Here is a 19654-nt window from a genome sequence, read left to right as displayed (position 1 = left end):
CATGCTAAGATGCATTTGATAACCATTCCCATTAGTGACCAATGCGCCCCACGCTCCTTGTCACCGCGCTCGCCGCTGTCTTGGCGTTACCCTCGCCCCGCGCCTTCGCCCAACAACACACCAGCACCTCTGCAACCGTCACCGACCTCGATGGCGTCGACGTCGTCGGCCGTGCGCAGACGCTGTACAAATCCGACGATGCCGCAGTGGCCACACGCACCGATACGCCGTTGTCGCTGGTGCCGCAGTCAGTGCAGGTGCTGCCGCGCGAACTGATCGACGACCAGGCCGCGCGCCAGATCACCGATCTGTATCGCAGCATCAGCGGCATCAGTTTCTTCAGCTATGCCGGCGTCACCCTGCGCGGATTCCGCCAGGAGAACGTGCTGTACGACGGATTGCGTGGCGATCCGTATGCCGGCTTCTCGGTGCCGCAGCTGTTCAATATCGAACGCGTGGAAGTGCTCAAGGGCCCGGCCGGTGCGTTGTACGGCGGCGGCGAACCCGGTGGCGTCATCAATTACGTCACCCGCAAGCCCGGCCATCAGGCCGCGCGTCGGGTCGAGCTGCAGGTGGGCAATCAATCCTTCGGGGCGGCCTCGTTCGAGGCCACCGGGCCGGCACGCGCGGACGGGCGCATTCGCTACCGCATCGGCGCCTATGCCGATGGCGAGGATGGCTTTCGCCGCAATACCGATAGCCAGAGCCAGATCGGCGATGCGTCGGTGGCGTTCGACATCGGCCAGACCGGCGAACTCACGCTGCAGTACACCGACATCACCCAGAACCTGGGCGGCAATCGCCTGCGCGGCGTGCCAGTGGATGACGACGGCAACTTCCTCACCGACCGTCGCTGGAACCACAACGAGCCCACCGATTTCCTCGACATGCGCGCCAAGGTGGCGTTCGCGCAGTACCGTTTTGCGCCGTCGGATGCGTGGGATGTGGACATGGCGATGCGCTGGTTCAAGAACGACGAGCATCAGATCTATCACGAGCCGATGGGCCTGATCGACCGCGATGGCGACGGCACCGCCGAATGGATGACGCGGCAGCTGCGCAACCAGTTCCGCGACAACGATGCGATTTCCAGCAACGTCAACGCGGTGTTCCGCACCCGCATCGGCGCGATCGAGCACAAGCTGCTGATGGGCGCGGACTACTATCGGCTGGATGCGGATTTCCGCGCGCAGACCGCCAACACCGCAGACACCGGCCGCGTGCGTGGGCCGGTGCCGGGCATCGACCTGTTCAACCCGGTGTATGGCCGCAGCGGCTTCTACGACTACGGCCTGGACAGCCTGCCCTGGCGCGCCACCAGTACCCGCAGCCAGCGCTATGGAGCGTATCTGCAGGACGAACTCACGCTGACGCCGCGCTGGTTTGCGATGGCCGGACTGCGTTGGGACGGCTTCGAGGACGACAACCGTCTGGACGGCTCGCGCGTCACCGGCAACGATCTCAGCTGGCGTGTGGGCAGCACCTTCGTGCTGCGCGATGGCATCAACGCGTACGCGAGTTATGCCAGCGGCTTCCTGCCGCAGGATGCGGCCAATCAGGACAGCAGCGTCGGCGGGCCGTTCGATCCCGAGCGCAGCACACAGTGGGAAGTGGGCCTGAAGACCGCGCTCAACGATGGCGGGCTGACGCTCAACACCGCGCTGTATCGCATCGAACGCAGCAATATCGTGCAGGCCAACGGCAGTATCGTCGATGGCGTCAATCAGCTCTCCGCGCTCGGCCTGGTGCGCAGCGAGGGCCTGGAAGTGGATCTGCTGGCCGACCTCACCGAACGCTGGGTGCTCAACCTGACGTACGCCTACAACGATGCACGCGTGCTCGATGCCGGCACCAACGGCATCACCAATGCGTCCGGCGACCGCTTCGCCAATGCACCGCGCAACACCTTCGGTCTGTGGACGCGCTACGACCTGCCAGCCTGGAATTCGGCAATTGCCTTCGGTGCCGACTACGTGGGCGAGCGGGTCAGCCTGGAAGGCCAGCGCGTCAAGCCGTACGCCATCTTCGACATCAGCTGGCAGACGCAATGGGATGCCTGGAAACTGCAGGTCAACGTCAAGAACCTGTTCGACAAGGTCTACGCCGCCAGCGGGTTCACCGAACGCACCGGGCACTTTCCTGGCGAACCGCGCCGTATCTACGCGCAGCTGGCCTACAGTTTCTAAGCGTGGCGAACGGGCGCCTGCCCAGGCCTTGAGCGATGCTGCAACTGTGACGTTCGTCGACCATAGCGGTCGCCGCACGCGCAGCTGCGGCCCTGACCACGGCCGTGCAATGAACCTGCGCCGAATCAGGCAGGCCGGAATCAGCCAGACTTTAACGTCCGGTGGGACACACTAGAGGCCGTCGCGATCTGCAACATGTTTGCGCACGATCGCCCTCCTCCCCCCACTGACCGGAATCCGCATGCCTCAGCTTGCCCGCTCCGTTTCCGCCCTGTTGCCCCTGCTCGTTGCCACTGCCTGCTCGGCAGCGCCGCCCGCCAAATCCGGCCCGCCGGATGCGCCGGTCGCCGCCTGTACCGCCAAGCTGCGCCCCGGGCAGGATCTGCAGAAAGCCATCGACAAGCTCCCGCAAGGCGATGCGCCTGCGGTGCTGTGCCTGGAAAAAGGCGAATTTCCGCTCAACGGGCTGGTCTCGATCCACCGCGGCAATCTCGTCTTGCGCGGCAAGGGCCCGACCACGGTGCTGCGCATGGCCGATGGCGTGCAGCAACCGGCGCTGGTGGTCGGCGACTACGAAAACCAGCAGCCGACCGGCGTGATCCGCAATGTCAGCATCGAAGACATGCAGATCGTCGCCAGCACCGGCGACAAGGAATTCATGCCCGAGCGTCCGTACCTGAGCAATAGCGCGGTGGTGGTGCGTTCCGGCCAGGGCATCCGGCTGGCCGGCCTGCAGGTCAACAAGTGCCGCAGTGCCTGCCTGCTGAGCGAGTACGACACCCGCGAGATCACCATCGAAAACAACGATGTGTCCGGCGCGATCTGGGACGGCGTGTCGTTCAACCGCACCGCCAAGGTCACCATGGTCAACAACTACATCCACGATAACGTGGCTGCAGGCCTGACCACCGAGCATCTGGAAGACAGCGAGATCCGCAACAACCGCTTCGAGCGCAACGGCAGCCAGGGCATCTATCTGTCCGACGCGCGCCGCAACCGCTTCAGCAACAATCAGTTCGACGGCAACAAGGTCGCCGGCGTGTTCCTGGCCTGCGCCATCCGCTATCGCACACCGGAAATCCTGTGCTGGGACAACAGCATGAGCCAGGACAACGTGTTCGAGAACAACCGCTTCTCCAATACGCCGTTCACCTACACCATCGGTGTGGACCGCGCTGCCAACTGCACGGCGGCCGACTTCAAGCCGAACCTGTGGCGCAACAACCAGGCCGACGTGGCTGGCGTGGATATCGAGCCGCAACGCTACGGATACTGCGTGCGCCACGAGTGATCGCAGCAGCGGCCGGCAGCGCGTGAGCGCATGCCGGCCGCTGGAGTTTCAACTTCGATGCAGCAGCGTTACGACGCCAAGGCCTGTTCGTGCACGCCGGCAATCGCACGGCCGGACGGGTCGGCCATCGCGGCGAAACTGGCATCCCAGGCGATCGCGGTCGGCGACGAACACGCGATCGACTTGCCTCCCGGCACCGTCTCCGCAGCCGCCTGGCTGGGAAAGAACTGCTCGAACAGCGTGCGATAGAAATAGGCTTCCTTGGTCTGCGGCGGATTGACCGGAAAGCGTCTGGAGGCGGCAGCCAGCTCGCGGTCGCTGACATGCGCGGCGGCGTGCGCCTTGAGTCCATCGATCCAGCCATAGCCCACGCCATCGCTGAACTGCTCCTTCTGCCGCCACAGGATCGACTCGGGCAGATAGCCGGCAAACGCTTCGCGCAACACGCCCTTTTCCATCCGCGTGGCGCCGCTGCTGGTCTTGTCGATCATCTTGAAACTGGCGTCCATGCGCATGGCCACATCCAGGAACTCGCGATCCAGGAACGGCACGCGTGGCTCCACGCCCCAGGCCATCATCGACTTGTTGGCGCGCAGGCAATCGTAATTGTTGAGTGCATCCAGTTTGCGTACCAGTTCCTCATGGAATTCGCGTGCGTTGGGTGCCTTGTGGAAATACAGGTAGCCACCGAAGATTTCGTCGCTGCCTTCGCCCGACAGCACCATCTTCACACCCATCGCCTTGATGCGTCGTGCCAGCAGGAACATCGGCGTGGAGGCGCGAATGGTGGTGACGTCGTAGGTTTCGATATGGCGGATGACCTCCGGCAGCGCATCCAGGCCCTCCTCGAAGCTGTACTCGAAGCCGTGATGCACGGTGCCCAGCGCGGCGGCGGCGATTTCGGCGGCGGCCAGGTCCGGCGAGCCTTTCAAGCCGATCGCGAACGAATGCAGGCGCGGCCACCAGGCTTCGGTGGTGTCGTTCTCCTCGATGCGATGGCGTGCGTAGCGCGCGGCAACGGCGGCGACCAGCGACGAATCCAGCCCGCCGGACAGCAGCACGCCGTACGGCACATCGGTCATCAACTGGCGATGCACCGCGCGCTCGAAGGCCTCGCGCAATTCCTGCAACTGCACCTGCACGCCTTCCACCTCCGCGTATTCGCGCCAGGAGCGCTCGTAATAGCGGCTCAGTGCACCGGTGGCGCTGTCGTACCAGTGGCCAGGCGGGAACTGCGCCGCATCGGCGCAATCGTCCACCAGCGATTTCAGTTCGGAAGCCACCCGCAAGCGGCCTTCGCGATCGTGGCCCCAGTACAGCGGCACCACGCCGATCGGGTCGCGCGCGATGAGCACCCGCCCGGCCGCCTTGTCCCACAGCGCGAACGCAAAGATGCCGTTGAGGCGGTTGAGGTAGGAGGCCGGCGCATCCTCGCGGTACAGCGCATTGATCACCTCGCAATCGGAGCCGGTCTGGAAGGCGTATGCCTGCACCAGCTCCTGCTTGAGCTCGCGATGGTTGTAGATCTCGCCATTCACCGCGAGCGCAAGCGCGCCATCTTCGGACAACAAGGGCTGCGAGCCGCCGGCCGGGTCGACGATGGCCAGCCGCTCGTGCACCAGGATCGCACCGGTGTCGACATAGACGCCGCTCCAGTCCGGGCCACGGTGACGTTGCCGCTGCGAACATTCCAGCGCCTGCCGGCGCAATGCCTGCAGATCGTCACCGGGTTGCAGACCGAAAATACCGAAGATGGAACACATGGAAACACTCCTGGATGAAACTGCGGGGGTTGGCGGCCGGTGGCAAGCGTGCTGCACGAGAATGACACCCATAAAAAAACCCGCATCGGCCGATGCGGGTTCTCTGATTCCTGGGCGTGTGGTTTTACTTCGCCTAGTCGCAGACCCGCATCGGCCGCGCACGATTGTTCGCGCGCAGATTGTTGCGGTTGGCGTTATTGAGGTTGGCGAGCTGGAAGACCATGTGACCGACGCTAACCGTTCGTTTTCGATGGCGCAACTGTTTCAGCGGCAACGACGGCGGCAACTGCTCCGTCAATCGACCAGCAGCCGCTCGATCAGCGTGCGATACAACGCCGGCAGCGCTTCCAGATCGGCCACGCGCACATGCTCGTCGACCTGATGGATGCTGGCGTTGACCGGGCCGACCTCGATGCATTGCGCACCCAGCGGCGCGATGAAGCGCGCATCGGAGGTGCCGCCGCCGGTACTTTCTTCCGGCGGTGCGCCGGCGAACTGGCCCAGCACCTCGCGTGCGACGCTGCGCAGGCGGCCTTCCGGGGTGTAGAACGGCTCGCCGCTGCGATGCCAGCGCAGCGCATAGTCCAGCCCGTGGCGATCCAGCAATGCGGTGATTTCCGCCTCCAGCCGCGGCGCATCCCACAGCGGGGTGTAGCGCAGATTGAAGGCCACCTGCAGCTCGCCCGGAATCACGTTATTGGCGCCGGTGCCGGCATGGATGTTCGACACCTGCAGGCTGGTCGGCGGAAAACTTTCGAAACCCTCGTCCCACTGCCGCGCCACCAGCTCGGCCAAGGCCGGCGCGGCCAGATGGATCGGATTGCGCGCCTTGTGCGGATACGCCACATGCCCCTGCACGCCTTTCACCGTCAGCGTGCCGGACAGACTGCCGCGACGGCCCACGCGCAGCAGGTCGCCCAGCCGTTCGGTGGACGACGGCTCGCCGGTGATGCACCAGTCGATCGCCTGCCCGCGCGCACGGAACAGCTCGGCCACGCGCCGCACGCCGTCGATGGCATCGCCTTCTTCATCGGAGGTCAGCAACACCGCCAGCGTGCCGACATGCTGCGGATGGGCGGCGACGAACTGTTCGGCAGCGATCGCGAAGGCGGCCACGCTGCCCTTCATGTCGGCCGTGCCGCGTCCGTACAGCACACCATCGCGGATCTGCGGATCGAACGGATCGCTGGTCCAGGCCTCGCGCGGCCCCGGCGGCACCACATCGGTGTGGCCAAGCAGCACCAGCACCGGCGCACCACTGCCATGCGTGGCCCACAGATTGTCGACCTGGCCCAGGCACAGATGCTCGCAAGCGAATCCGGCAGCCTCCAGGCGTTGCGCGAGCAGCACCTGGCAGCCGGCGTCGTCCGGTGTCACCGAGGCACGTGCGATCAGCTCACAGGTCAGTTGCAGTACGTCGCTGGTCATGCTCGTCCTTCCGATAAAAGATGCAGCTGGGCCGCGAGCAGCGGCAGGTCGCCTGCCGTCCACGCGCCCGCCCCGCACAGGCCTGTGCCAACCGATGACGCGGTGGCGCCATCAGGCGATGTTGAAGCGTGCCTTGAACCCGTTGTCGGAGAAGCCCTGGCTGAGCGCGCCATCGTCGCTCACCACCACCGGGCGGCGGATCAATTGCGGGTATTCGCGCAGCAGCAGCTTCCATTCGGCGTCCGAACCCGGCGTCTTCTTGTTGTCGGGCAACTGGCGCCAGGTGGTCGAGGACTTGTTGATCAAGGCCTCGAATCCGCCGGCCTTGCTGGCCCAATCCACCAATGTCTCCGGCGCGGGCGTGTGCTCGCGGTAGTCGACGAAGCTGTAGGCCACGCCGAAGCGGTCCAGCCACTTGGTCGCCTTCTTGCAGGTGTCGCAGTTCTTCAATCCGTAGAGCGTGGTCATGTCGTCGCCTTTTCGACTCCGCGGCGCGCGCTTGCACGCGCCAACAGGGTGGTTACCAGTTGATCGTGTTCCTGCCCATGGGCGGGCAGGAACACCACATCGGCACGTGTGCCGTGGAATTTCAGCGCCATCCGCCGCGGCGGGATCAGCCATGCGGCATCGACCGAGCGCAGCTCGGCCAGGTCCACACGCTGCGATCGTCCCTGCTGCACGATCTCCAGCGCATCGCCCGCATCGCGGACCTGCGCCCAGCGGCTGGATGCCCATGCCAGACGCAGGGTCATCAGCACCATCAGCGCAGGCGCCAGCCAACGCAGGACCTCCAGCTGCTGCGGCACGCCATCGCGCAACAGCGAGCCGGCCACGTAGAGCGCCACCCATCCCAACCACAGGGCCGGGATGCCCCAACGCACCCAGCCACTGAGCGGCCGCGACAGCATGGTGCCGCGTGCAGGCTGCGCAGTGCTCAATCGGCCAGGCCGCGCAGCAATTCGTTGACGCTGGTCTTGCTGCGCGTCTTGGCATCCACCTGCTTGACGATCACCGCGCAATACAGCGAGTGCGAGCCATCTTTCGACGGCAGCTGGCCGGACACCACCACGCTATAAGGCGGCACGTAGCCGTAGGAAATCTCGCCGGTGGCGCGGTTGTAGATGCGTGTGCTCTGGCCGATGAACACGCCCATGCCGATCACGCTGTGGTGCCCGATGACCACGCCTTCGACCACTTCCGAACGCGCACCGATGAAGCAATGATCCTCGATGATGGTCGGGCTGGCCTGCAGCGGTTCGAGCACGCCGCCGATGCCGGCGCCGCCGGACAGATGGCAATGCGCGCCGATCTGCGCACACGACCCCACCGTGGCCCAGGTATCGACCATGGTGCCTTCGCCCACATACGCGCCGATATTGGTGAAGCTCGGCATCAGCACCACGTCCTTGCCGAAGTAGCTGCCGCGCCGCGCCACCGCACCCGGCACCACGCGCACGCCGGCCTTGCGGAACTCGGCTTCGCCGAAGCCAGCAAACCGCGACTCCACCTTGTCCCAGAACGGTGCCGGCTGCGCGTCGATCACGGCCATCTCGTTGACGCGGAAATACAGCAGTACGGCTTTCTTCAACCACTCGTTGACGCTCCAGCCACCCTGCCCGTCCGGCTCGGCGACGCGGAACTCGCCGCTTTCCAGGCCGTCGATGACGCGGGTGACGATGGCACGGGTGGAGCCATCGATCTCGTCGACGGTCAGGCTGGCGCGGCGCTCGAAGGCGCTTTCGATGCCGAACTTGAGTTCGTCAGTACCCACCGGCGTTGCAGCGCCGCGCACCGCCTTTTCGGCGATCGGCAGTTTCTTCGCGGCTGCAGCCTTCTTGGCGGCCGGTGCGGACACCACGCTGGCCGGCTGCTTGGCCACGCGCGGGCCCGCACTGGTCGCCGGCTTGGTCGCGCTTTTCCTGGTGACCTGCTTGGTAACGCTTTTGCTGGCGGCCACGGGCTTAGCAGCCGCCGCGGTGGCCTTGCGCTTGTCGACGACCGGCGCCTGGGGCGCCTTGCCGCTCTTGCTCGGCGCGCGCTTGGGCGCTGCGCCGGTGGGGGTCGCGCCCTGCTTGCGCGCGGTCTTCTTGCTGGTGGCCATGGGGGGTCTCCGAACGGACTACTCAGGTGGGATCGAGGCAGGCGCACAGCGCATCGCGCAGCGCCTGCCGGGCGGATTCGGGCAACGGGCGGTCGTGCTCGTCGGTGATCTGGAACTGGTCCTCGGCGCGCTCGCCGAAGGTGGCGATGCGCGCATCGTGCACACGCAGGTGTTGCAGGCGCAGCACATTGGCCACATCGGCCAGCAAGCCGGGGCGATCGGGCGCGACCAGACTGATGCGGGTGCGGCGGCCACCGGCGCTTTCGCTGAATTCCACGCGCGGCGCAAAGCGGAAGTGGCGCAGCTGGCGCGGCACCGCACGCCGCGAGGGACGCACCTTGTGCAGGTCGCCGGCCAGCACTTGGCGCAAGGCCGCGGCCAGGCGCTGCGGGTCGCCATCGGCGGAACTGTCCTGCGGCAGCACCTCGAACACGTCGAAGATCGCATCGTGCGGCGCATCCAGCACGCGGGCGCGATGGATGCCATACCCCTTGCGATCCAGCGTGGCGACGATCGCGGAGAACAAACCATCGCGATCGGGCGAATACACGAACACTTCCAACGCGTCGTTGTCCGGTACCGCGCGCCGCGCCTTGACCAGGGTCTGGCCGATCTGCACCTCGATCAGCGACACCGCCTGCCAGGCCAGTTGCTCGGGACGGAAGCGCAGGAAGTTTTCATCCGGCATGCCGGCGAACTGGCGGTCGATGGTGGCATCGTCGTGGCCTTGCGCCTGCATCAGCGCGCGGGCGGACTCGCGCGCTTCGCGCAGGCGCTCTTCGCGCGGCGGCGGATGCTCCAGGCCCTCGCGCAATGCGCGCCGCGCGGCGAAATACAGGTCGGCCAGCAGCCGGTCCTTCCACGCGTTCCACAGCTTGGGGCTGGTGCCGGCGATATCGGCGCAGGTCAGCAGGTACAGGTAATCCAGGCGCTCGCGCGTGCCGACCAGGGTGGCGAAACGGTGGATCACCTCCGGGTCGGAGATGTCCTGCTTCTGCGCGGTCACCGACATGCGCAGATGCTGTTCGACCAGCCAGGCCACCAACGCGGTATCGCCTTCGCTGAGCCGGTGCGCCTGGCAGAACGCGCGCGCATCCACCGCGCCCAGCTCGGAATGATCGCCGCCGCGGCCCTTGGCGATGTCATGAAACAGGCCGGCCAGCAGCAGCAATTCCGGCTTGCGCAGGCGCGGCCAGACTTCATGGGTGATCGAAAAACGCTCGTCGGCGCGACCGGCGGCAAACAGCGAGATGTTCCGCAGCACCATCAAGGTGTGCTGGTCCACCGTGTAGACATGGAACAGATCGAACTGCATGCGCCCGGACACGCTGGCGAATGCCGGAATCCACTGGCCCAGCACGCCCAAACGCGCCATGCGGTTGAGCGACTCCACCGCCCGAGGGCCGCGCAGCAGCGCCATGAAGCGGTCGCGCGCGGTCGCGTCGGCGACGTCGTAGGCGGGCAAATCGCGCAGCACCTCGGCCAGCGCGCGCGCGGTCAGCGAATGCAGCCCGCGTATCTCACGATGCGCCGCCCACTGCGCAAACAGCGCAAAGACCTGCAGCACGTCGCCGGCCGGCCAGTCCTCTGCATCCGCAGCCAGATAGCCGCGGCGCAGACTGAAGCCCTCCCCGAGCGGCTCCGGCACCGCCTCGCCGTCGAACTGTTCTTCGAAACGCTGCAGCAAGCGGTCGCTGATGCGGCGGATCAACGCAGCGCTGCGGTAGAAGCGCTGCATCATCTTTTCCACGCCCAGGCTTTCCGGGTCGTCGGCAAAGCCCAGCCGCTCGGCAAGCGTCTTCTGGTAATCGAACCCCAACCGCTCTTCCGCCCGGTTGGCCACCAGGTGCAGGCCGAAGCGCAAGCGCGCCAGCTCCTCGCGCTCGCGTCGCAGCGCTACGGCCTCGTCGAAACCGACATGGCCGAGCCCGACCAGGGCCTCCAGATCCTTGACCCCGAACGCGCGCAGCGCCATCCAGCCCAGCGTCTGCAGATCGCGCAGGCCGCCGGGGCCGTCCTTGATGTCCGGCTCCAGATTGTCGGCTGTATCGCCGAAGCGCTGATGCCGCGCCAGCAGCTCTTCGCGCTTGGCCTGAAAGAATTCGCGCGCCGGCCACACCTGTTGCGGCGAGATCGCTGCCGCCAGCGCGGCGCGCGCCTGGCTGCCGGCCACCAGCGGGCGCGACTCGATCAAGGCGGTCAGCACCGTCTGATCGGCCGCCGCGGCGGTGCACTGCGCCGGCGAGCGCACCGCGTGGCTGATCGGCAGGCCCACATCCCACAACAAGGCGAACAGCCGCGCCAGGGCCTGCTCGTGCTGTTGCTGCATGCCGGTCTCACCCAGCACCAGCACATCCACATCCGAGCGCGGGAACAGCTCGCCGCGCCCATAGCCACCCACGGCATGCAGCGACAGCCCGGCATCGGCCGGAATGCAGCGCGTCCACGCATTGCGCATCAATTGATCGACTGCGCGGGCGCGCAAGGCCACCAGGCGCTCGATCGGCTCGCCCTGGTCGAAGCGCTTGCACAGCCGCATGTCGGCATGCACCAGCAGCGGGCGCGCTTGCGCGGCCCACTCGGCATCGCCGGCGACACCCGGGTCGGGTCGGTCCGCCGGCGTGGCCGTCATACCGGAGCGGGAGCGTTCGGCGACAGCGTCAGCACATCCACGCCGTCTTCGGTCACCGCGACCATGTGTTCCCACTGCGCGGACAACTTGCGGTCCTTGGTCACCACGGTCCAGCCGTCCGGCAGGGTCTTATGGTGGTAAGTGCCTTCGTTGATCATCGGCTCGATGGTGAAGGTCATGCCGGGCTTGAGCACCAGGCCTTCGCCGGGGCGGCCGTAATGCATCACCTGCGGCTCGTCGTGGTAGACCTTGCCGATGCCATGGCCGCAGTAGTCGCGCACCACGCTGAAGCGCTCGGCTTCGGCAAATTTCTGGATCGCGTGGCCGACATCGCCCAGCGTTGCACCCGGCTTGACCGCACGGATGCCGCGCCACATCGCCTCGTAGGTGGTTTCCACCAGCCGCTTGGCCATCACCGACGGCGTGCCGACGTAATACATGCGGCTGGTATCGCCATGCCAGCCGTCCTTGATGACGGTGACATCGATATTGACGATGTCGCCGTCCTTCAGGACCTTGGCCGCGCTCGGGATGCCGTGACAGATCACGTTGTTGACCGAGGTGCACACGCTCTTGGGAAAGCCGCGGTAGCCGACGTTGGCAGGAATGGTGCCCTGCACGTTGACGATGTGGTCGTGGCAGATGCGGTCCAGCTCGGCCGTGGTCACGCCCGCCTGCACATACGGCGCCACGACATCGAGCACCTCGGCGGCCAGGCGGCCGGCGACGCGCATCAGTTCGATTTCTTCTTTGGTTTTCAGATTGACGCTCATGGCAGCGATTATCGCCGATTCGGGCTGAATCTGAACGACCCGCGCGGTTGTTTTTCATGCCGCAGCCGATCAAGCGCCCAGACGGACCGGGCAGCAGGAATCTGGCGGTACCGCGCATTCATGTGTGACGCACTACCGCGCGCGTCAAAAACTCAATGAACGGGGTCATCCGAGAGACATCGCAATTTCGGGAAAACTCTGAGGATAAACAGCGAGATAGCCAAATCATTCAGGGTAATCTTTGGCACAGCTGATGCATTGGAGGCAGGGCGACGAGTCGTCGCGTCACCAATGACCAGACCGGTCAAGGAAATGTCCATGCGTACTGTCCGCCCTGTCCTGCTGTCCCTCGGCCTACTCTCGACCATTGGCGTTGCCACTGCAGCAGATACCACCACATTCAACGTCAAGATCGCCGTCACCAAGGCCTGCACCATCACCGCCGCCTCCGCGACGGACGTCGACTTCGGCTCGGTGTTGTCCACCTCCACCGCCAATGCCGACGCCAACGGCAGCGTGACCGCGCAGTGCACCGCGCTGACCCCGTACAACATCGCCTTGAGCGCGGGCAGCAATGCCGGCACCGCCAACGACGTCACCACCCGCCGCATGAAGAACACCGATGCGCTGGTCACCACCAACAACTTCATCGCCTACCAGCTGTACCAGGATCTGGGCCGCAGCACGGTATGGGGCAGCACCACCGGCACCAATACGCTGAGCCGCACCGCCACCGGCATCAACCAGGTCTATCCGGTCTACGGCCGCGTGACCAACCCGTCGGCCAACAATCCCGCGACCGGTACCTACCAAGACACCATCACCGCCACGATCGTCTACTGAGCGCGCGCATGCCATTGCACCACCGCCTGTCGTACCGGATGCCGGCCTGGCTGGTCGCGGCCGGATTGAGCCTGACGCTGGCGCTTGGCAGCGCAGTGCCGCTGCAGCCGGCCCATGCGGCCAGCCTGCAGCTGGCGCCGACCTCGCTGACGCTGAGCGCACAGCAGTCCGCCGACGGGCTCTGGTTGAGCAACAGCGGCAGCGCTCCGGTGCAGGTCCAGACCCGCGCCTATCGCTGGACCCAGCGTGACGGCAAGGATCAACTCGACCCGACCCAGGAACTGCTGGTCAGCCCGCCGATGCGCACGCTGGCCGCCGGCGAGCGCCAGCTGATTCGGGTGATTCGCGCCGGGCCTGCGCCGACCGGCGAGGAAGCCTGCTACCGCATCATCGTCGACGAATTGCCAAACGCCGATGCGGATCGCAAGGGCATGCAGTTCGTGTTGCGCTACTCGGTGCCGATCTTCCTGCTGCCGCTGGGCAAGACCGAATCCACCCCGACCCTGAGCACGCAGGTGATTGCCGGCAGCGACGGCAATGCGCAGATCCAGATCAGCAACACCGGCAATGGGCACGCCCAGGTCGCCGACCTGCAGCATCGGGTCGATGGCACGACCAGGACGGCATTGAACGGGCTGGTGGGTTATGTCCTGCCCGGCCAGACCATGCGCTGGTCGCTGGGGGCACCGCTGGCCCAGTTCGGCCGCGGCACCATCATCGCAAGGATCAATGGTGAGGCGGACGAACGCACCTTGTTGGCCGCGCCAGCAGCGCCGTGATGCGGGCCGGCTGGCGATGACGCTGCTTGCGACCGCCACCTGCCTGGCACATGCCGCCTCCGGCGATCTGGCCGACATGGCGCCACTGTCCGATCAGGCGCCGCAGAACGTGGCGGCCCTGCCGCAGACGCTGTACCTGGATGTCAGCCTCAACCAGGCCGAGCGCGGCCTGGCACCGTTCGAACTGGTGGACGGCCACCTGCGCGGCTCCGTCGACACGCTGCGCAAGCTGGGCTTCCTCCTGGCCGACCGCCCCGCCAGCGAGCTGGTCGATCTGGATCGCCTGCCCGACGTGGAGGTGCGCTACGACGCTGCGCTGCAACGGCTTGCGTTGCAGGTGCCGCTGGCGCAGCTGTCGCTCTCCACCACGGTACTCAAGGCCGAACAGGTCTCACCGCCCAGCGCCACTGCCTCGCCGGGCATGCTGCTCAATTACGACCTCTATGCCACGCGCAATGCCGGGGCCAGCAGCGTGTCGCTGGCGACCGAAGTGCGCGGCTTCGGCATCGGCCGCGGCATGGTCGACACCACCGCGGTGTTCCTGGCCTACGACCGCCCGCAGGACCAGCGCTGGCGCAGCGAAGCGGTGCGCCTGGACAGCGCCTGGCAGATGGATTTCCCCGACAGCGCCACCAGCCTGACGGTCGGCGATTTCTACAGCGGCTTTGTCGACTGGAGCCGCTCGATCCGCCTGGGCGGGATACAGATCGGCCGCAATTACGCCCTGCAGCCGTACCGCGTGCTCACCCCCACACCAAGCTTCCTGGGCGAGGCGGTGGTGCCGTCGACGGTGGAGCTCTACGTCGATGGGCTGCGCCAGTACAGCGGCCAGGTGCCGGCCGGCCCGTTCCAGCTGGCCGCGCAACCCGGCATCAGCGGCACCGGGCAGGCGCAGATCGTGGTGACCGATGCGTTCGGCCAGGTGCGCCGGCTGGACTTCGCGTTCTATGGCACGCCGCAACTGCTGGCGCGCGGCATTTCCGAATGGTCGGCCGGCATCGGCCATCTGCGCCAGGACTACGGCGTGCGCTCGTTTTCCTACGAGTCGCGCACGGTCGCCAGCGCCACGCTGCGCAAGGGCCTGCGCGATGACTTCACCATCGAAGCGCATACCGAGGCCGGCGGCGGCGTGGTCAACGCCGGTGCCGGCGGCGTGTGGCTGCTCGGCGCAGGCGGCGTGGTCAACGCGGCCTACGCGCATAGCCGGATGGATGCGCTGCGCGGCGGGCAGTACGTGCTGGGGTATGCCTGGAACAACCGTCGTTTCAACTTCACCGCCGGCACCCAGCGCACCCACGGCGACTATCGCGACCTGGGCGCGCTGCAGGGCGCGTTGCCGGCGCGCATCAGCGACCGCGCGGTGTTCGGCGTCAACGTCAATCCGATCGGCTCGCTGGGCACCAGCTATGTGCGGCTGAGCTACCCGCAAGGCGACACCTCGCGGTATGCGAGCCTGTTCTGGTCGCGCAGTTTCGGGCGCAACTGGGCGGCTAATCTGTCCGGCAACCAGAACCTGGATGTGCGCAGCGACCGTAGCCTGTACCTGTCGCTGTCGACCACGTTCGGCGAGTTGCGCCAGGCCAGCGCCTCGATGCAGCGCAACGGCAACCGCACCGGATTCGTGGCCGATCTGAGCCAGCCGCTGCCCGGCGACGGCGACCTGGGCGGGATCGGTTGGCGCCTGCAGGGGCGTGCCGGCGACGATGCCAACGGCGGCCTGGCCGAGCTGGGGTGGTTGAACCGCATCGGCCGCTACAACCTCGGCGTCGCCAACCAGGATGGCGCCAACTTCGGCTATGCCAGCGCCAGCGGCAGCCTGGTGTGGATGAACGGCCGCGGCTTTGCCGCGCGCGATATCCAGGATGCCTTCGCGGTGGTCTCCACCGACGGCCAGCCCGGCATTCCGGTGCGGCTGGAGAATCGCCTGATCGGCGTCACCGATGCGCGCGGGATGCTGCTGGTCACCCCGCTGCAGTCGTGGCAGCGCAACCAGCTGTCCATCGACACCTTGAATCTGCCGGCGGACCTGCGCGTGGACCGCGTCGATACCGCGGTGACACCGCGCCAGCAGTCCGGGGTGGCGGTGCGCTTCGGCATCACCCGGGTGCGCGCGGCCATGATCGTGCTGCACGACGCCCAGGGCGTGCCGTTGCCGGTCGGCAGCGTGGTGCAACGCGAGGGCAACGCCGAACGCGTGGTGGTCGGCTACGATGGCGAAACCTATCTGGACAACCTGCAGATCGACAACCGCATCCTGGTGGAGCTGCCGGACGGCCGCTGCAGCGCGCGCTTCACCTACCCGACCAACCCCGGCGGCATTCCGCGGGTCGGCCCGCTGCCCTGCGTTCTCGAGCAGCAAACCCCATGAGCCTGCCCACACTGTGGCGCCTGGTCGTTGCGCTGGCGATCGCCACGTTGTGGCTTGCCCCCTGCCAGCGCGCGCACGCGGACACCACCTGCAGCGTCACCCTCGGTACCCCGCTGGCGTTCGGCAACGTGGCGGCCAACGGCACCACCGATGCGGTGGCAACGCTCAACGTCTCCTGCGCGACCGCAGCGCTCAGCGTGCTCGGCTATGCCCAGGTGAGTCTGTGCCTGGACCTCGGGCCGGGCAGCGCCAGCAACGGGCTGTACGCGCCACGCCGCATGCTCAACCCCACTAGCGACAGCCTGGACTTCCAGATCTACAGCGAGGCCACGCGGACCCAGGTCTGGGGCGCCACCGGGTCGACGACACCCTCGCCGCGCCTGGTGACACTGTCCTACGGCGTTCCGGTGGTCACCGGCGGCTCGCAGACGGCCAGCATTACGCTGTACGGGCGCATTCCGGCCAACCAGACGCTGTCGGTCGGCAACCACACCAGCAGCTTCGGCGGTGCCGACACCGTGCTGCGCTACTCCTACAACGAAAGCGTCATCGGTATGCCGCCGGCGCCGAGCAGTTGCACGGCCGGCGGCAGCGGTGCCAAGACCGCCAGCAACGCGTTCCCGTTCACCGCCTCGGCCAACGTGCCGGCACGCTGCAATACCTACGTCACCACCGACCTGGATTTCGGCAGCATCGCCGGCACCATCGATACCGCCATCGACCGCACCTCCACCATCAGCCTGTCATGCACCAACCGCACCGCCTGGAACATCGGGCTGGGCGATGGCATCAATGCCACCGGCAGCGTCCGGCGCATGCGCCATTCCAGCAGTGCCAACTACATCGCCTATGAGCTGTATCGGGACGCTGGCCGCGGCAACCGCTGGGGCACCAGCATCGGTGTGGATACGCTCAGCGGCACCGGCAACGGAGTCGCGCAGACGGTGACCGTCTATGGCCGCGCGCCGGCACCGCAACAGCCCATTGCGGGTGCCTACAACGACACGGTGACCGTCTCGATCACTTACTGACAGTTAATAAAGTTCGCATTGGGGGCGTCGCTATTTGTTACGTCTCCAATGCAAACGATTGCCTTCATGACGCTGGTCACTTTGTTGAAGCGCCTGACGCTGGTCGCCCTCGTCTGCAGCGCGAGCTCTACCGCGGCCAACGCGGCCACCGCTCCGGGCCCGGAAAACTTCACCCTGCACATCGGCCTGCGTCTGCTCAGCGGCTGCGAACTGCGCACTGCGCCGCCGCGCGCCAGCTGCTCCAGGGGCACGCCGATGGCGATCGCCCCGCCGGCCGGCAGCGCCGACACCCCAACCGCCGCCAGCACCGGGCAGGATGCCAGCGCACTCGCCGGGCCAACGCCTGCCGGCAGCGCGCCCATCACCACGATCGCGTTCTGACCATGGCCGCGTCCCGCTCCTGTCGCGGCCTGCTGGCACTGACACTCGCCGGCCTTGCCATCGGTGGCAGCGCCGTTGCCGCCGAGATCGCCATCGCCCCGACCACCGCCCGCATTCCCGCCGACAGCGACCAGACCACCGTCTGGCTCTACAACCAGGCGGCCCTGCCATGGCGCGCCGAAGCCAAACTCTACCGCTGGCGCCAGGACGGCGACCGCGAACTGCTTGAACCGGCCACCGCCGCCACCGTCAGCCCGGCGCAATTCGAAATTCCTCCGCAAGGCCGGCAATTGCTGCGGGTGATCCGCCTGGGCCCCAGCCCGGTGCAGAGCGAAGACAGCTACCGCCTGGTAGTGACCCAGCATGCCTCCGGTAGCGACACCGCACTGCTGCGTTATTCCACGCCGGTGTTCGCCCTGCCAAGCCAGCCCGGCGACCTGCGCCCGCTGCTGCAGGCCAGCCTGTCCGGCCAGGGCAGCGGCCGCGCGCTGAAGGTCCATAACGCCGGGCTCGGCCATGCCAGGCTGGCCGACCTGGCCTACATCGATGCCGGCGGCACCCGCCGCCGCATCCGCGACGACCTTGCCGGCTATGTGCTTCCCGGCCAGACCCGCCAATGGTCGCTGCCCGCCAACGTGGCCGCCGGCAATGGCCGCTTCGTGGCGCGGATCAACAGCGATATCGAGACGACGCTGGCGCTGGAGCCGTGAGCTCTGGGGATTGGGAATTCGGGATTGGGAATTCGGGATTGGGGATTCGGGATTGGGGATTCGGGATTGGGGATTGGGGATTGGGGATTCGGTACAGCGCATCGCGGTAGCTGATCCTTCGTGGGCGTGTGGACGCGCACGGAGCTAAGCTTGCCCGATTCCCGATTCCCGATTCCCGATTCCCGATTCCCCAATCCCCAATCCCCAATCCCCAATCCCCAATCCCGATTCGCCAATTGCGCCCGCCCGCTCAGCCGGCTATACTCCGCCGGCTGTTTTGCGTCTCTTGCGCATTGCGTCGTTCACGTCGGACGTCACCGACGAATTCACACCTGCCGCCGCCATCCGTGCCGGGGTGCCTCGCAAGGGGTTCGTCACGGAGGCGACAGGGAAGCCCAACCCCGGAATCGTTTGTGCGCATCCTTTCGCAAGGGCCCGCACATCCATGTGCGGACTCTTCAAAGCCCAGTCCGCGCACGTAGATTCCGCTATCAGGAGTTACTTCAATGCCCCAAGTCACCATGCGTCAGATGCTGGAAGCCGGCGTCCATTTCGGTCACCAGACCCGCTACTGGAACCCCAAGATGGCGCCGTACATCTTCGGCGCGCGCGGCAAGATCCACATCATCAACCTCGAGAAGACCGTTCCGCTCTTCAATGACGCGATGAACTTCCTCTCCTCGATCGCGCAGAAGCGCGGCACCGTGCTGTTCCTGGGCACCAAGCGCAGCGCGCGCGAGTCCATCAAGGAAGAAGCCGAGCGTTGCGGCATGCCGTTCATGACCCAGCGCTGGCTGGGCGGCACGCTGACCAACTTCCGTACCGTCAAGCAGTCGGTTGCCCGCCTGAAGGAACTGGAGTCGGCCGAGACCGACGGCACCTTCGACAAGCTGGTCAAGCACGAAGTGCTGGGCCTGCGTCGCGAGCGCGAGAAGCTGGACGCCTCGCTGGGCGGCATCAAGGAAATGAACCGCCTGCCCGACGCGATCTTCGTGATCGACATCGGCCATGAAGACATCGCCATCAAGGAAGCCAAGAAGCTCGGCATCCCGGTGATCGCAGTGGTCGACACCAACTACGACCCGGCCCTGGTCGACTACGCCATCCCGGGCAACGACGACGCCATCCGTGCCGTGCAGCTGTATGCACGTGCCGCCGCCGACGCCGTGCTGGAAGGCAAGGCTGCTGCGCCGAACTCCGCTTCGGTCCGCGAAGAAGAGTTCTCGGCCGAATCCGCCGACGAAGGCAAGGGCCGTCGCGCTCCGGCCAAGAAGGGCGACAAGAAGGCTGACGCACCGGCCGACGCTGCCGCTCCGGCTGCCGAGTAATCGGCCTGCAATGCGGCCGCACCATGCTGTGCGGCCGCAG

The 19654-nt window shown here is 66.5% G+C and carries 16 protein-coding genes; 9 read left to right on the top strand and 7 right to left on the bottom strand.

The features are described 5' to 3' along the window. Window positions 1–41: 41 nt before the first annotated feature. Both GGR73_RS02325 and hpaM read left to right on the top strand, forming a co-directional pair. Entirely contained in the window at window positions 42–2186 is a 2145-nt protein-coding gene (locus GGR73_RS02325; RefSeq protein WP_184455475.1) for a TonB-dependent receptor, read from the top strand. 241 nt (window positions 2187–2427) lie between these two features. Beyond that, a complete protein-coding gene (hpaM, locus tag GGR73_RS02320) occupies window positions 2428–3477 on the top strand; it encodes a type III secretion-associated outer membrane-bound protein HpaM (RefSeq protein WP_046342179.1) in 1050 nt (349 codons plus the stop codon). 68 nt (window positions 3478–3545) lie between these two features. On the opposite strand, the gene asnB is transcribed toward hpaM, so the two are convergent. The 7 genes from asnB to map all read right to left on the bottom strand — a co-directional run bounded on the left by asnB (window position 3546) and on the right by map (window position 12174). Next, window positions 3546–5240 carry an asparagine synthase B gene (gene asnB / locus GGR73_RS02315; RefSeq protein ID WP_184455473.1) on the bottom strand — a complete coding sequence of 565 codons (1695 nt, stop codon included), beginning with the start codon at window positions 5238–5240 and terminating at the stop codon, window positions 3546–3548. A gap of 294 nt (window positions 5241–5534) precedes the next feature. Continuing rightward, the gene (gene dapE, locus GGR73_RS02310; RefSeq protein WP_184455472.1) at window positions 5535–6668 is read right to left on the bottom strand and encodes a succinyl-diaminopimelate desuccinylase; all 1134 of its coding nucleotides are present in this window, start codon (window positions 6666–6668) and stop codon (window positions 5535–5537) included. 111 nt (window positions 6669–6779) lie between these two features. Beyond that, window positions 6780–7136 carry an arsenate reductase gene (locus GGR73_RS02305; RefSeq protein ID WP_184455470.1) on the bottom strand — a complete coding sequence of 119 codons (357 nt, stop codon included), beginning with the start codon at window positions 7134–7136 and terminating at the stop codon, window positions 6780–6782. Beyond that, window positions 7133–7606 carry a hypothetical protein gene (locus GGR73_RS02300; protein ID WP_184455468.1) on the bottom strand — a complete coding sequence of 158 codons (474 nt, stop codon included), beginning with the start codon at window positions 7604–7606 and terminating at the stop codon, window positions 7133–7135. The genes GGR73_RS02305 and GGR73_RS02300 overlap by 4 nt, the downstream gene beginning before the upstream one ends. Beyond that, window positions 7603–8769: a 2,3,4,5-tetrahydropyridine-2,6-dicarboxylate N-succinyltransferase gene (gene dapD, locus GGR73_RS02295; RefSeq protein ID WP_184455466.1), complete on the bottom strand. Its 1167-nt coding sequence runs from the start codon at window positions 8767–8769 to the stop codon at window positions 7603–7605. Before dapD ends, GGR73_RS02300 begins: the two co-directional genes overlap by 4 nt. Before the next feature lie 22 nt (window positions 8770–8791). Further along, window positions 8792–11401 (bottom strand): [protein-PII] uridylyltransferase, encoded by a 2610-nt coding sequence (locus GGR73_RS02290; protein WP_184455465.1) that lies wholly within the window; start codon window positions 11399–11401, stop codon window positions 8792–8794. Further along, window positions 11398–12174 (bottom strand): type I methionyl aminopeptidase, encoded by a 777-nt coding sequence (map, locus tag GGR73_RS02285; protein ID WP_039520326.1) that lies wholly within the window; start codon window positions 12172–12174, stop codon window positions 11398–11400. The genes GGR73_RS02290 and map overlap by 4 nt, the downstream gene beginning before the upstream one ends. A 318-nt stretch (window positions 12175–12492) precedes the next feature. On the opposite strand from map, the gene GGR73_RS02280 reads away from it, so the two are divergent. From GGR73_RS02280 to rpsB, 7 genes are all read left to right on the top strand, one after another. Continuing rightward, entirely contained in the window at window positions 12493–13017 is a 525-nt protein-coding gene (locus tag GGR73_RS02280; RefSeq protein WP_039530071.1) for a Csu type fimbrial protein, read from the top strand. Between the two features lie 8 nt (window positions 13018–13025). Then, window positions 13026–13796, top strand: a complete 771-nt coding sequence (locus GGR73_RS02275) for a fimbrial biogenesis chaperone (protein WP_184455463.1) — start codon at window positions 13026–13028, stop codon at window positions 13794–13796. A gap of 16 nt (window positions 13797–13812) precedes the next feature. Further along, window positions 13813–16164 carry a fimbria/pilus outer membrane usher protein gene (locus GGR73_RS02270; protein ID WP_179464814.1) on the top strand — a complete coding sequence of 784 codons (2352 nt, stop codon included), beginning with the start codon at window positions 13813–13815 and terminating at the stop codon, window positions 16162–16164. Further along, window positions 16161–17195 (top strand): Csu type fimbrial protein, encoded by a 1035-nt coding sequence (locus GGR73_RS02265; RefSeq protein ID WP_184455461.1) that lies wholly within the window; start codon window positions 16161–16163, stop codon window positions 17193–17195. Before GGR73_RS02270 ends, GGR73_RS02265 begins: the two co-directional genes overlap by 4 nt. 48 nt (window positions 17196–17243) lie before the next feature. Further along, the gene (locus tag GGR73_RS02260; RefSeq protein ID WP_184455460.1) at window positions 17244–17576 is read left to right on the top strand and encodes a hypothetical protein; all 333 of its coding nucleotides are present in this window, start codon (window positions 17244–17246) and stop codon (window positions 17574–17576) included. Window positions 17577–17578: 2 nt separating this feature from the next. After that, entirely contained in the window at window positions 17579–18286 is a 708-nt protein-coding gene (locus GGR73_RS02255; RefSeq protein ID WP_184455458.1) for a fimbria/pilus periplasmic chaperone, read from the top strand. A gap of 506 nt (window positions 18287–18792) precedes the next feature. Continuing rightward, on the top strand, window positions 18793–19614 hold the full coding sequence (rpsB, locus tag GGR73_RS02250; protein ID WP_026064294.1) for a 30S ribosomal protein S2: 822 nt from the start codon (window positions 18793–18795) through the stop codon (window positions 19612–19614). The last annotated feature ends 40 nt before the right edge of the window (window positions 19615–19654 follow it).

Source organism: Xanthomonas sp. F14 (genome assembly GCF_014199865.1).
The sequence above is the reverse complement of the archived record's forward strand: the minus strand, read 5'-3'. Positions and strand labels throughout refer to the sequence as shown.